The organism is Colwellia sp. BRX8-5 (assembly GCF_014077325.1).
Classification (GTDB): Bacteria; Pseudomonadota; Gammaproteobacteria; order Enterobacterales; family Alteromonadaceae; genus Colwellia_A.
This window is the reverse complement of record NZ_JACGVR010000014.1, coordinates 1-13,687: the sequence shown is the minus strand read 5'-3', so window position 1 is coordinate 13,687 and position 13,687 is coordinate 1. Positions and strand designations below refer to the sequence as shown.

The 13,687-nt window shown below is 39.4% G+C and carries 10 protein-coding genes; 2 read left to right on the top strand and 8 right to left on the bottom strand.

All coding sequences use genetic code 11. The features are described 5' to 3' along the window. The first annotated feature begins 305 nt into the window (after positions 1–305). Positions 306–1,079: a hypothetical protein gene (locus tag H4J62_RS10980; protein WP_182215924.1), complete on the top strand. Its 774-nt coding sequence runs from the start codon at positions 306–308 to the stop codon at positions 1,077–1,079. Between the two features lie 141 nt (positions 1,080–1,220). Here the strand turns inward: H4J62_RS10980 and H4J62_RS10975 are convergent, their stop codons facing one another. The 7 genes from H4J62_RS10975 to H4J62_RS10945 all read right to left on the bottom strand — a co-directional run bounded on the left by H4J62_RS10975 (position 1,221) and on the right by H4J62_RS10945 (position 11,740). Next, entirely contained in the window at positions 1,221–2,630 is a 1,410-nt protein-coding gene (locus H4J62_RS10975) for an aldehyde dehydrogenase family protein (protein WP_182215922.1), read from the bottom strand. Positions 2,631–2,689: 59 nt separating this feature from the next. After that, on the bottom strand, positions 2,690–4,330 hold the full coding sequence (locus H4J62_RS10970) for an acetolactate synthase large subunit (RefSeq protein ID WP_404842396.1): 1,641 nt from the start codon (positions 4,328–4,330) through the stop codon (positions 2,690–2,692). A 166-nt stretch (positions 4,331–4,496) separates the two neighbouring features. Next, on the bottom strand, positions 4,497–7,616 hold the full coding sequence (locus tag H4J62_RS10965) for an efflux RND transporter permease subunit (protein WP_182215918.1): 3,120 nt from the start codon (positions 7,614–7,616) through the stop codon (positions 4,497–4,499). A 2-nt stretch (positions 7,617–7,618) separates the two neighbouring features. Further along, complete coding sequence (locus H4J62_RS10960) at positions 7,619–9,223, bottom strand: efflux RND transporter periplasmic adaptor subunit (RefSeq protein WP_182231338.1); 1,605 nt, start codon at positions 9,221–9,223, stop codon at positions 7,619–7,621. After that, a complete protein-coding gene (locus H4J62_RS10955) occupies positions 9,220–10,689 on the bottom strand; it encodes a TolC family protein (protein ID WP_182215988.1) in 1,470 nt (489 codons plus the stop codon). The genes H4J62_RS10960 and H4J62_RS10955 overlap by 4 nt, the downstream gene beginning before the upstream one ends. Positions 10,690–10,975: 286 nt before the next feature. After that, the gene (locus H4J62_RS10950) at positions 10,976–11,326 is read right to left on the bottom strand and encodes a hypothetical protein (protein ID WP_259364897.1); all 351 of its coding nucleotides are present in this window, start codon (positions 11,324–11,326) and stop codon (positions 10,976–10,978) included. A 138-nt stretch (positions 11,327–11,464) separates the two neighbouring features. Beyond that, positions 11,465–11,740 carry a metal/formaldehyde-sensitive transcriptional repressor gene (locus tag H4J62_RS10945; protein WP_182215912.1) on the bottom strand — a complete coding sequence of 92 codons (276 nt, stop codon included), beginning with the start codon at positions 11,738–11,740 and terminating at the stop codon, positions 11,465–11,467. Positions 11,741–11,842: 102 nt separating this feature from the next. On the opposite strand from H4J62_RS10945, the gene dmeF reads away from it, so the two are divergent. Beyond that, a complete protein-coding gene (gene dmeF / locus H4J62_RS10940; protein ID WP_182215910.1) occupies positions 11,843–12,772 on the top strand; it encodes a CDF family Co(II)/Ni(II) efflux transporter DmeF in 930 nt (309 codons plus the stop codon). Between the two features lie 206 nt (positions 12,773–12,978). Here dmeF and H4J62_RS10935 read toward each other — a convergent pair whose 3' ends face one another. Further along, positions 12,979–13,668, bottom strand: a complete 690-nt coding sequence (locus H4J62_RS10935) for a tetratricopeptide repeat protein (protein WP_182215909.1) — start codon at positions 13,666–13,668, stop codon at positions 12,979–12,981. Positions 13,669–13,687 lie beyond the last annotated feature (19 nt).

Here is a 13,687-nt window from a genome sequence, read left to right as displayed (position 1 = left end):
ATTATAATAAAATGAGTTTTTATTAAGCATCCCTAACGCTTGCTTGGATAAAACGGTGAAGTAATAAATAGCAGAAAATTTTCTGGCTTTACCGACAAGCCAAGTAACAGTAACTCAAACGATTAAAGCACAAAATTATTGCATGAACATGCCTCAATAAATGGCTTTTATTTAATTTTTCACCTACACTTTTGATGAACCAACTCAAATAATAATACGACTACTTTGTATTATTATTACTCTTCCATATTCCATTTAGTTGTTGGCGGTTGTCATGGATGAACAATCATATAAAGGAAGCCAACATGACTAAAAATCTAAAAGTAATATTATTTTATTTTGTACTATTAACCTTGTTCTTAATGTTAGGTTGGGTGTCAGTACCGGTAAGTGCAGAAGAAAAATCAGTAAAAAACATTGCTAATGTGTGGTTATTTGTACCAAAACCAGGACAAATAGCTAATTTTGAACAAGCGTTTATAGACCACATTGCCTATCGAAAATTAATGAAAGACCCACGAAGCTGGTCTGTTTATCAAGCTGATATGGGGGCAAATATGGATGCTTACATCGTTCGGTCTTGTTGCAATACTTGGTCAGAGCTTGATGATTACCGTCAGTGGAACATTCAAGCGAAAGCCTCTGAAAACTGGCGTAAAAATGTCAGCAAATATATTTCTCATTATGAACACCACCGCGCTGAAAATGATCTAAACAACAGTCATTGGCCAGCAGATGTTACTTATAAATATATCGGTGTTAATACCTATCAGCTGAAGTTAGGACACAGCGAAGCTTTAGAAAAAGATAAGAAAATCATCAGTGATGCTGCTAAAAAAGAAAATTGGCCATATAATTGGTTATGGTATGACAGAGTCAATGGCACACTTGAAATGAGTCTGGCTATTCCTTACATGACTTATGGAGCTATGGCGCCACCAGAAATTAAGTTTAGTAAATTACTAGCTAAACATTTAGATAGCCCAAAAAAAGCTAAAAAAGTACTGCAAAGATGGTCATCACACTTTGATGAAATTTCTTATAACATTTACATATTACGTGAAGATTTATCGATGTAAGGTATTTGATGACTAGGCGCCGCATGAAAGTGCGTATAGAGCGAATAAAAAAGCGTCTTTGGTAACAACTAAAGACGCTTTTATTTTATAGAGACTATTTATTTCACTATATTAAAGCTCACTGTATTAGCGCTTACTGTATTAGAGCTTAATAACGGCCATCTTATCCTGAGACATATCATGCATAGTGTAAGCTATGCCTCCGGTATTATATCCTGAACTTTTGCGCCCAGCGAAAGGCATCCAATCAACCCTAAAGGCAGTATGGTCGTTGACCATTACAGCTGTAGCGTCTAATTCCTGTATCACCTTCATCGCAACATCAAGATTCTTGGTAAACACCGATGCCTGAAAAGCATAGTCTAGTGAATTAGCCTGAGCAATAGCCTGGTCAATATCATCATAGCCATAAACACAAATGACTGGACCAAAAACTTCCATGTTAGAAACTTTTGCATCGACTGGCGGTTCAAGCAGTACTGTTGGCGCATAAGTAGTATCACCCAAGCGTTTACCGCCGGTAACAAGTGTTGCGCCACCAGCCACGGCTTCATTAACCCACTCTTCAACACGATCGACTTCTTTGGGACGAATTAATGGCCCACATTCGGTTGTTTCATCAATAGCGTTACCGACAACGAGCTTTTCAGCGCCATCAGCTAGCATTTTTGCAATGGCTTGAGCTTTATTTCGAGGCGCAAAAATACGTTGTACAGAAACACATACTTGCCCCGAATGATAAAAACCACCTTTAAGCAAACTCGGGATCATTGCTGCAATATCGGCACTTTCTTCGATAATAACCGGGGCAACGCCACCATGCTCTAATGCACAGCGTGTTCCTGGCGCTAATTTAGAACGTAACATCCAACCAATTTTAGCTGATCCAATAAAACTAAAAAAGGCGACGCGAGGGTCGGTGATCATTCTTTCAGACGTTGATGTCTCGCACGTAATAAAGCGACACCACTGAGGTGGTAATCCCGCTTCGTGCATAATATCAACGAATGCCTGACAAGATAATGGTGTATCTCGAGCCGGTTTAACTAACACCGGACAACCTGCAGCTATCGCAGGAGCCACTTGATGAACAATTAAATTTAATGGGTGATTAAAGGCTGAAACAGCAACCACAACTCCGATAGGCTCTTTGCTGGTGAAAGCAATTCGCCCCGCTCCAGCTTCAGTTAAATCCATCGGTATTTGCTTACCTGTTAATGCCGATATTTCTTTTGCGCAAAGCTCTACACCATCGATAGCTCGGGTAACTTCTACACGAGCATCGACCAGCGGCTTTCCGCCTTCACTTGCGATGAGTAACGCTAATTCATCAGCTCGTTGTGAGATTAGCACCGCCGCTTTTTTAAGAATATTTATCCGCTTAAAGGCAGGTAGCCATTGCTTACGATCTTTGAAGAGTTGCTGGGCAGTCTCTAAATATTCATCAATTTTATCCCACGTTACCGTTGGAACTGATCCTACATAAGTTTGGTCATAAGGGTTAACCACATCGAGTGTTTCAGCGGTACTATTTTTGTCTAAGTCGGCCATAATCTGCTCTTTATTAAGTTAAAAAATGCTTGCTGACAAGCGATATTATAATAAAAGGTTTATATTAAACAAACCTTTGCTGCCAATTCATCAATCAATACCCTTTGATTCTCAGAGTAATCAACCGGAAGTTCAACAAGATGAACACCTCCCGCTGAGAATGCTTTTTCATAGGTAGCAATGATATCTTCAGCAGAGGTAACTCTGTGCCCGGTTGCGCCGTAACTTTCTGCGTATTTAACAAAATCAGGGTTTTTAAATTCCAAGCCCCAATCTGCAAAGCCAGAGCTGGCTTGCTTCCAACGGATCATTCCATAAGAGTTATCATTTAACACGGTGATCACTAGGTTCAAGCCTAAACGAATTGCTGTTTCTAATTCTTGTGAATTCATCATAAAACCGCCATCCCCACATATTGCCATCACACGTCGGTCAGGGTTTAACATTGCTGCCATCATACCTGATGACAAACCAGCGCCCATTGTAGCGAGGGCATTATCGAGTAGTACCGTATTAGGTTGATAAGCTTTATAATTACGGGCAAACCAAAGTTTGTACATACCGTTATCTAAGGCGATGATATCTTTTTCACCCATGACTTTTCGAATGTCTGCAACAAAGCGCTGAGGAATAATAGGAAAACGATTATCGTCAGCTCCTTCTTCAAGATGCTCATCTATGGCGAGTTTTACCTTATCAAAATAACTTCTATCAAACTTTACTTCTCCTGCTAACTTATCTTTTAAAGCAGTCACAGACGCCGCGAGATCACCAATAATTTCTGATTGAGGAAAATATACTTGATCAACTTTCGCAGATTTATAGTTAACATGAATAACTTTTTTACCCCCTTGCTCCATAAAAAACGGCGGTTTTTCAATAACATCATGTCCAATATTAATAATTAAATCTGCACGTTCAATCGCACAATGTAAATAATCACCAGATGATAACGCTGCAGTGCCTAAAAAGAGACTTGAGCGTTCATCAACAACTCCTTTTCCCATTTGAGTGTCAAAAAAGGGAATACGTGTTGTGTGAACAAGATCACACATTGCCTCTCGAACATTTTGACGATTCGCGCCCGCTCCAATAAGTATTAACGGCATTTTAGCGGCCTTTATTAACGTAACCGCTTCCTCGAGTGCCACCTCATTAGGACCTGCATAATGACGTTTATGGGGTGTCATAATCCCTGCCGTACAATCTTCAGCAGCAATATCTTCAGGCAACTCTAATAATACAGCACCCGGGCGCTCTTCTTCACTGAGACGGAAAGCTTCACGCACTAATGACGGAATCGTATTGCCATGGACAATTTGTTTAGACATTTTGCAAATGGGGTCAAACAAGCCAACTACATCAATAATTTGGAACTGGCCCTGCTTAGATTTTTTAATTGGCTTTTGTCCGGTGATCATAATTAAGGGCATACCACCTAAGTGAGCATAGGCCGCAGGTGTAGCTAAATTTGTTGCTCCTGGACCTAATGTTGCCAAACAAACGCCAGCTTTATTAGTCAAGCGTCCATAAGTTGCCGCCATAAATCCTGCGCCTTGTTCATGGCGAGTTAACACTAATTTTATCGACGACTTGCGAAGGGACTCGAGCATATCGAGGTTTTCTTCGCCGGGAACAGCAAAGATATGATCGACCCCCTCGGCTTCTAATGCTTGCACAAATAAATCGGATGCTTTTATTTTGTCATTTTCGTTCATAGTTTTCCCTCATTAGTTTGTACACAATGCTTTATAAAACTTTACCCAACTACCCTACCATCAATGAGACTTAAAAGTACGGGCGCTATTTTAAAACGCCATAACCTCGATGAATATTAGGGTGATTGCTAAACTATTTTTATCGCCACTATTTTATCGATGACGATCGCCATAAATAGAACAGCGTTGGTAAAACCAGTAATGTTAAAATAACCGCGCTCAACATACCGCCAACCATAGGTGCGGCAATACGACTCATCACTTCAGAGCCCGTACCTGTGCCATATAAAATAGGGAGTAAACCAACAATAATAGCAGCAGCAGTCATCATAACAGGACGAACACGCATCCCAGCGCCATGTAAAACAGCCTGTAGTACATCTTCTTTTTTAGTGATGATACCTTCTAAGCGGTGTTCACTTAGCATCGATTGGTAAGCCTGATTGAGGTACACCAACATAATAACCCCAATCTCTACAGCAACACCGGCTAACGCAATAAAACCAACGCCAACAGCAACTGAGAAGTTAAAGCCTTCTAAGTACATTAACCAAATGCTTCCTACCATCGCAAAGGGTAAAGTTCCCATAATCATCGCCACTTCAATAACGTTCCTAAAATTCAGATAGAGTAAAATAATAATAATAAATAAAGTTAATGGCACCACATAAGTCAGCTTAGCTTTAGCACGTTGCATATATTCATATTGTCCAGCCCAAGTAATAGAGTAGCCAGCAGGCAAGATTAATTTATCAGCAATCACTTGTTGCGCCGCTTCAACGTAGGTTCCGACATCAACGCCATCAATATCAACAAAAGCCCAGCCATTGAGTCGAGCATTTTCAGATTTAATGCCCGGAGGTCCATTTTCTACTATGATATTGGCAACATCACCTAACGAAATACGTTGTCCGTTTGGCGTCACTATGGGCAGTGAAGATAATTGTTCAGGCGAATCACGATAATCTTGTGGATAGCGTAAATTAACGGGATATCGCTCTAAACCTTCTACCGTTTTAGTAACATTCATTCCACCAATAGCCGTTGCCACCACTTGTTGAATTTCTGCGATATTTAGGCCATAACGAGCAGCTTTTTCTCGCTGGATATCTATTTTAATATAACGGCCACCGGCAACTCGCTCTGAATAAACGGACGCTGTGCCGGGAACATCGGCTAAAATGACTTCTATTTGCTGACCTATTTCTTGAATAACGTCCAGTTGTGGCCCCGCTATTTTTATGCCTACCGGTGTCTTAATACCGGTTGCCAACATATCAATACGCGTTTTAATAGGCATAACCCAAGCGTTGGTTACTCCGGGTAGTTTGACTAACGCATCAAGTTCTTTCTTTAAGCTCTCTGTGGTTACGCCCTCTCGCCATTGGTCATGAGGTTTTAACTGAATAAAAGTCTCTATCATAGTCAGTGGCGCAGGATCTGTTGCGGTTTCAGCTCGACCAACTTTACCAAACACGGTTTGTACTTCGGGGACGGTTTTAATCAATTTGTCGGTTTGTTGAAGAAGTTGACGAGCTTGACCAATAGAAATCCCTGGATAGGTTGTCGGCATATACATCAAGTCACCTTCATCAAGTGGTGGAATAAATTCGCTACCAATTTTATCCAATGGATATATGCCAATAGCCAACACAGCTAATGCCGCAACTAAAGTGATTTTTGGAAAATGTAAAACCTTCTTCAAGGCTGGCATATAAATAAAGGTCAGAAATCTATTAACCGGATTTTTATGCTCTGCTAACACTTTACCGCGAATAAAATAGCCCATAAGTACCGGAACTAAGGTAATAGCTAACGCCGCAGAAGCCGCCATAGCATAGGTTTTAGTAAAAGCGAGTGGAGCAAACATTCGTCCTTCTTGTGCTTCTAAAGTAAATACCGGCACAAAACTGACGGTAATAATTAATAAGCTAAAAAATAATGCCGGCCCAACTTCACTGGCTGATTCTGTGACGATTTGCCAGCGATTTTCTTTTGTTAATGGCGTTTTTTCCATATGCTTATGCATATTCTCTATCATGACAATTGCGCCATCAATCATCGCACCAATAGCAATAGCAATACCGCCCAACGACATAATATTCGCGTTAAGCCCTTGCAAGTGCATAATGATAAAAGCGGTTAATATACCTACCGGTAAACTAATAATTGCCACTAAAGAAGAGCGAACATGAAACAAGAAGATAATACACACTAATGCGACTACCCCAAATTCTTCGAGCAACTTGTAGGCTAAATTATCTACTGCGCGTTCAATTAAGGCAGAGCGGTCATATACAGGTACTATCTCAACGCCTTCGGGCAAACCTTTTTTGAGTTTTTCCAGTTTATCTTTAACACGATTAATGACTTGCTGTGCGTTTTCGCCAAAACGCATCACCACAATACCACCAACAACTTCACCTTCACCGTTCAACTCAGCAACACCACGACGCATTTGCGGACCTGTGCCTATATCGGCAACATCTTTTAATAACAGCGGTGTTCCTTTCTCGTTAACCCCTAGCGGAATGTTTTCTAAATCACTGACACTTTTAATATAACCTGTTGTCCTGATCATATACTCGGCTTCTGCCATCTCAACAACTGATGCACCTATTTCCTGATTACCTTGTTTAATGGCCTGTTGTATATGAGAGAGAGGTATACCAAAAGCACGCAGTTTTTCTGGGTTAATTTGTACTTGATATTGTTTAACCATGCCACCAATAGCAGAAACTTCCGAAACGCCAGGCACGGTTTGTAACTCAAATTTTAAGAACCAATCTTGTAAACTCCGTAATTGGCTTAAATCATGTTGACCAGTTTTATCGGTTAGGGCATACAAATATACCCAGCCCACGCCTGTAGCATCGGGACCCAATTGAGGGCGAGCATCACTGGGTAAGTTTGGGGCAACTTGACTTAAATACTCAAGAACTCTTGAACGTGCCCAGTAAAGATCGGTATCTTCATCAAAAATAACGTAAACATAAGAGTCACCAAAAAATGAATAGCCTCTTACCGTAACTGCGCCGGGCACGGACAACATCGCTGTAGTAATGGGATAAGTAACTTGGTCTTCAACAACTTGTGGCGCTTGACCCGGGTAACTTGTTTTTATGATGACTTGCACATCAGATAAATCTGGTAGTGCATCAATAGGCGTTTTGCTGACAGAATATAAACCAGCAGCCACCAGTAATAATGTTGCAAGTAAGACAAAAAACCGATTACCAACAGACCATCGAATAATAGCAGTGATCATCATTATTTCCTTTCGTCGTTAGTCATGTTATTTGTATCGACGCCAGGTGCCGACATTGCCATAGCACTAACAATAATAAAATTACCCGCGCGAATTTCAAAGGTAAACATCACATAGGCATTGATTGAAAATAAGGTCATATCAACCTTTTCATCGACAATAAAATCGACTCTATCGGCTTCTCGATCCCATTTCACAATGGCTTCTCGGTCGATAGTCACCATTCGATGATTTACCATGGTCAAAATAACGGTACCATTGACTGTTGCAGAGGAAACACTCTCTTTGATAACGTTATCATTGCTATCACTCATCGTCATCGCTATTGAGTCATTTGAGTCATTTGAGTCATTTGAGTCAGACGTTGTTTGTTCCAGCTGATAATGCATACGTTTAAAGTCAGAAGATTTACTCGATTCAGAATCCAATAAGAATTGTGCCGAGCTCACGACTTTATCGCCATCAGTAAGGCCGGTTAGTATTTCAACACTGTCACTGCCATAACGCCCAACAGAAACCTCAACTGACTTAAAACTGCCTTCTCCTAATGCCAAAACAACTCTGTCTTGATTACCCGTGCGAATTAACGCTTCTTTAGGAATAATGAGTGTTCGTTTATCACTTGTTGTATCTATGGCAATTTCTGCAAACATATTAGGCTTAAAGTCACCCGCTTCATTATTAAAACGTAAACGTACTTTCACAGTACGTGTTTTAGCATCAAGTATTGGGTAAATATAGTCCACTTGTCCCTGCCATTTTTGACCCGGTAAATAATCAAGTGTCATGGTAACGGGTAACGCGGTTTTAACTAAACTTGCTTGCCTTTCAAACACCTCAGCCTCAACCCAGACTTCTGATAAATTAGCTACCGACATTAATGTTGTACCTGGCTTTACAAAAAAACCTTCACGGATATTTAGACTTTCAACAACACCAGTTTGTGGTGAATAAAAAGTTATTTTTTGCTGTACTTTTCGCGTTTTCTTTAGTTCTTTAATCGCTAGTTTAGGTAACTGTAGTGCTGATAATCTATTTTCTGCCGCATTAATTAATCGATTATTTTTTCTCTCTAATGCCAGCAGTAGCTCTTCTTGGGCATTAACTAACTCAGGAGAATAAATATCATATAATGGCTGATTTTTTTTAACTGGATCTCCAACCGCTTTCACATAGAGCTTCTCAATCCACCCTTGTACACGAGGGTGAATATGAACAAGCTTATCTTCGTTATACGTAACATAACCAACGGTATTAATTTGGCTATTGAGCTTTTTATATTGAACATTTACCGTGCGTACGCCTAAATTATTAACAACATCAGGTGAAATACGAATGGTGCCGGGACCTTCATCGGGTCCTTTGCCACCGTCATCGTAAACGGGTACTAAATCCATGCCCATCGGTGATTTACCCGGTTTATCTTTGATATAATTGGCATCCATTGGTGCGACCCAATAAAGTGGCACTTTCTCTTTAGACGTAACATCCGATACTGAGTTACTGCCCGAAGTGATAAGTTTAGTGAGAGCAACAGTCAGCATCCCACCAATAATAATGCCAAGAACTAATGGTTTAGCGGATTTTGTTGAGGTAGATGTGCTCATTGTTTTTCTCCCGAAATAATCGTATTTCGTCTACTTTTGTCTAAAGCCAGTTTGCTATTTTTGTTTTGTATAGCGACCGAATTGGCACCGCCAATAAAAAGATAATTAAGCTCAAGCCTTATCTTCTGCTCTTCTACATTAAGTGTTAGGTCGTCGATTTCAGCGTTTAGCACGGCAATACGTGAGCGAACAACTTCTGAAAAGTCGCCATCATCATTGGTATAAGCAGTCAAAGAGGCTTCTGCTTGGTCATGTATTTGTGGTAATAATTTATTTTTATATAAATTTTGTCTGTCGTTTAAGCGCAATAGTCTTCCTTTGGCGCTCGAGTAAGCACCTAGCAGTTGTCTTAGTAATAGTAACTTTTCGGTTTTCACCGCTTCTGCTTGAGATATCGCCGATTGAACTTCTTTGTCTTGTCGGTTTTCAGTAAAAAGGGGGATGTCAAAAGTTACGCCTATAGAGAATAAATCGGCGCGACTTCCTCCCATAGCATCATCGCCACGATAGCCATAACTTGCATTTACACCCCATTCAGTTTTATATTTTTGCTGCGCCAAATTTATCCCTGTTTTGGTCGCAGTCACCTTCTTATCGACAGCAATAACCGCCGGGTGATTTGAAAAATATGGCAGCAACTCTCCTGGTGTAAGCCAATTTTCTTTCAAAACTAAGTGACTATTCATTAACTCTAGTTGCGGTAATTGATGACTGACTACAATATCATGTGAAGAAAAGTCAGTTAGTAATGACGCTTCATCTATAGTACTACCCGTCTTATAAAATGTGTTTAGCCAGGGTAAAAGCATGCCTTCATAGTGATTTTTCTGCTGTGCTAATTTATCTAACCTGTCTTCTAAATAGGTTAATTCTAATTGCGCACGAACAATATCTTGTTGACGAGTTTTACCTAAAGCCGATGAATAGCTTGCAGTTGCTACATCAGCTAACTGTTCAAATAACGATCTATTTTTTTCAATTAAAACAATACTTTGCTGAACTCGATAGGTGTCCAACCATAAACTTCCTACGGTAACCGCAACCTTTGATTCTCTGTCTTTACGTTGATAGGGAAACGCTTCACTTTCAATTTTTAGTTGTTGGCTTTTAATCGCTAGACTGTCGCCACGTGGAAACATTTGTGAAATAGCCACTTTAATTTGCGTCATACCTTCTTGACCAAAGTCAAAACCGTTAGTCGGTAAATTTGCCAAGCCAATTGACATTTTAGGATCGGGTAAGGTACTAGCAGCTGAGCTCATCGATTCAAGAGCGTTTTGTTGATGAACATTCCCCGTTAACCAAGGATCATTTTTTTGAGCGACCTTAACTGCCTTTATAAAAGACAATGGTGGCGGGCTCTTAACCATTTTAACATCAGAGGCGCTGGCAGAAATGACAATCAAAGCAAGCAGCCCTGCACTGTATTTTAAGTAAAACTTACTATTGATGTTGTGATTATTCATCAGCATATTCCTTAATGGAACACCGTTTGTCAGAACCCATGTTAACGGTCGCGTCACAGTAGCAAGTGCAGGCACTTTATTATCTGAGCCAACAACAAAGTCTGCCATTAATTTTGGTGTGAATTTTTTTGAAAACATAACCCCTCCAAGAGGGATATCAATTAATATTTTTGATTAATTAGGTTTTTTATCAGTGATAAGTTGTTATAACAACGCAATATCAAAAGAGCCTAATACAAGAGTAATGATATAAATGGTCCAAAATTTGGAGGCATTTATCCTGTATTTAGCTTAATATTGGTGGGCGGTACAAAGATGCTGGTTGTTGGCTTAAAGCCAAACTAGAAGAAGAAAAGATCTTAGCTGAAAAATTAGCAACAGGTCCGTTACCTGCAATACCTTTGATAAATGCGATAACCATAGAGCAACCGCCAGCAGAGCATTTACATGAAGACGTACAACAATCTTCTTTTGTATTTTCTGACTGCTCAGTTGAGTCACTAGCCATAATGTGGTCGCTGTGATCCATCATAGACATATCTTGTGGCTGCGCATTCATTACCTTCATACCTATCATTTGATAAGCCATACTAGTAGAGGCCATTGCCTGACCAACAAAGGCCAAACATACGAACAATACTATTAATGTTTTAGGGAAAAGAAATCTCAAAGTAGCCAACAAAATATTATGATAATAATAAATGATTACATAACTGTTTTTTTTATTCAATAAAAAATATTAATCACTACTTTTCATCGGTGTTGATTACGGTGATTATTTTAAGTAACTTTTAAGAATAGAAATAACATCTTCTACTTCTGCTAATCGTTGCTCTTTTGTCATATCCTCCGCACCTAAATGCTCTCGTAAATGAGCTTCTAGCACTTCTTTCATCAAACCATTAACCGCACCTTTTATTGCAGCAACCTGTTGCAAAACAGCCATGCAATCGGGCTCTCCTTCTAAAGCAGTCTCTAGAGCAACTGATTGGCCTTTTATTCGTCTAACACGACTAAGCAGCTTTTTATTTCCGGCGGCAGTATGTGACATAAATTTCCTTTACTTGAATTGTAGTATACTAGGGTATAGTATATTCCAAAAAATATATTGATGCTATGACTAACTGCATTAAGCAACCGATGGAGATATTTAATGAAAAAAGATAGTGGTATTCAGTGGGAACACTCGCACGATTTTGGTATTGACAGTAAGCTTCATGAAAATAAAGTAAAAATTGTTTTCTGGCTAACAACCATCATTATGGTACTTGAGATTGCTGCTGGTACATGGTCTGGTTCTATGGCTCTGCTTGCTGATGGTTGGCATATGGGCACTCATTCTGCCGCTTTTCTTATTGCTATTTTTGCTTACTCTTATGCTAAAAAGCATGCCAGTAATAAAGACTTTAGTTTTGGAACAGGCAAAGTAAACTCTTTAGGTGGTTTTGCCAGTGCAATTGCATTAGCGATTGTCGCATTGATGATGATAATTGAATCTGCTCAGCGATTGTCAGCCCCGCTATCAATTCATTTTAACGAAGCAATCGTTGTTGCGATTATAGGGTTACTGGTGAATGTTGCCTCTGTTTTCATCTTACATGATGATCACCATCACCACCACCATGACCACAACCACGAGCACCAGCACGACCATACGATGAAAGCCGCCTACTTTCATGTACTGGCGGACACCCTCACCTCTTTATTAGCGATTGTTGCCTTATTGGTGGGTAAATATATTGGTTTATTATGGATGGATCCACTCATGGGGATTGTCGGTGCCATCGTTATCTTGCGTTGGTCTTATGGATTAATTAAAGAATCAAGTGAAGTACTGCTTGATAAATCGATAAATAAATCAACCATGGATGAAATTTCAGCGGTATTAAGTGAAAAAAATAGCGTGATCAACGATATTCATGTTTGGAAAATAGCAAGCGCACACCAAGCAGCAATTCTTAAAGTAACCTCTGCCGAGCCTTTAGATTCAAACGAATATGAACGTATTTTAAAAGGATTTTTACCACAGTTATCACACATATCTATTGAAATACGCCATGATCAAAGTGAATGCATGACCTAACTTGAAGCGATAAACATCGGTAATTTTATGACTTGATGATGTAATAGCGGTTAAAGTTGAAATTTACTTTTACGATGTTTTTCATCCTTAAAATTAAAATGCAGCCACATTAGCAGCCCCAAAAGGGTTGCTAATGTGAGATAAGCTTTATAACCATTGCCATAGCATTGACAGCATATGGTTAATATCTAGCTATTAATTGATTATTAAATTTTAGCGCTAACCGCTAATGTTAATTCATTCAACAGTGCTTGCTCGTTAACAACATGAATTAAAGGAACTAGGGTATTGAATGACGTTGGTAAACATTTTACCGTGCAAGTTTGCAGCTCGGCATTGTACAAAATATAATCCCAGTAGAACTGATGAGTCACTGCAATATGCTCGATGCCATCATCATTTTCTGTGTTAGACAACCGCTCTTCTTTTGTTTGGCTCGCTTTACTCAGTAATGCTTTTATTGAAGGTCGTTTTTCAACTTGCTCTTCATTTAAAAGCAGCGTTAGCAAACTAACATTACGTTTAGTGTTTAAGACATTAAACCTTTCGGTTTTTTTAAACCAAACGAGTGCTTTTTCAAGATCTTGCTCCATGTGTAAACCATACATCATATTATAAGCAAGTTGATACATTGCACCAGGCTCACCATCTCTGGCTGCTCGGATCAGTAACTTATTGGCTAAAGGTATATTTATTTCACGCCCATGACCTCTATAATTCATGATTGCCATCGCTAAGTTTGCCAAAGACGAACCTTCTCTAGCATATGTCTTAAAAAAGTTATATTCCATTTTGCAATCGCGCTCACAATAACTATAGTTTATTGCTGATTCCGCATTGGCATTAAATAAAAAACAACCAATTAAAAATCCCGCTAATAGTTTGATACTTTTCATATTATTCCTTCATATAAAG

What these genes read in the sequence shown, in the direction of transcription:
- H4J62_RS10980 (WP_182215924.1), top strand. Translation starts at nt 306, where the DNA reads ATGACTAAAAATCTAAAAGTAATATTATTTTATTTTGTACTATTAACC.
- H4J62_RS10975 (WP_182215922.1), bottom strand. Translation starts at nt 2,630, where the DNA reads ATGGCCGACTTAGACAAAAATAGTACCGCTGAAACACTCGATGTGGTT.
- H4J62_RS10965 (WP_182215918.1), bottom strand. Translation starts at nt 7,616, where the DNA reads ATGATCACTGCTATTATTCGATGGTCTGTTGGTAATCGGTTTTTTGTC.
- H4J62_RS10960 (WP_182231338.1), bottom strand. Translation starts at nt 9,223, where the DNA reads ATGAGCACATCTACCTCAACAAAATCCGCTAAACCATTAGTTCTTGGC.
- H4J62_RS10955 (WP_182215988.1), bottom strand. Translation starts at nt 10,689, where the DNA reads ATGAATAATCACAACATCAATAGTAAGTTTTACTTAAAATACAGTGCA.
- H4J62_RS10945 (WP_182215912.1), bottom strand. Translation starts at nt 11,740, where the DNA reads ATGTCACATACTGCCGCCGGAAATAAAAAGCTGCTTAGTCGTGTTAGA.
- dmeF (WP_182215910.1), top strand. Translation starts at nt 11,843, where the DNA reads ATGAAAAAAGATAGTGGTATTCAGTGGGAACACTCGCACGATTTTGGT.
- H4J62_RS10935 (WP_182215909.1), bottom strand. Translation starts at nt 13,668, where the DNA reads ATGAAAAGTATCAAACTATTAGCGGGATTTTTAATTGGTTGTTTTTTA.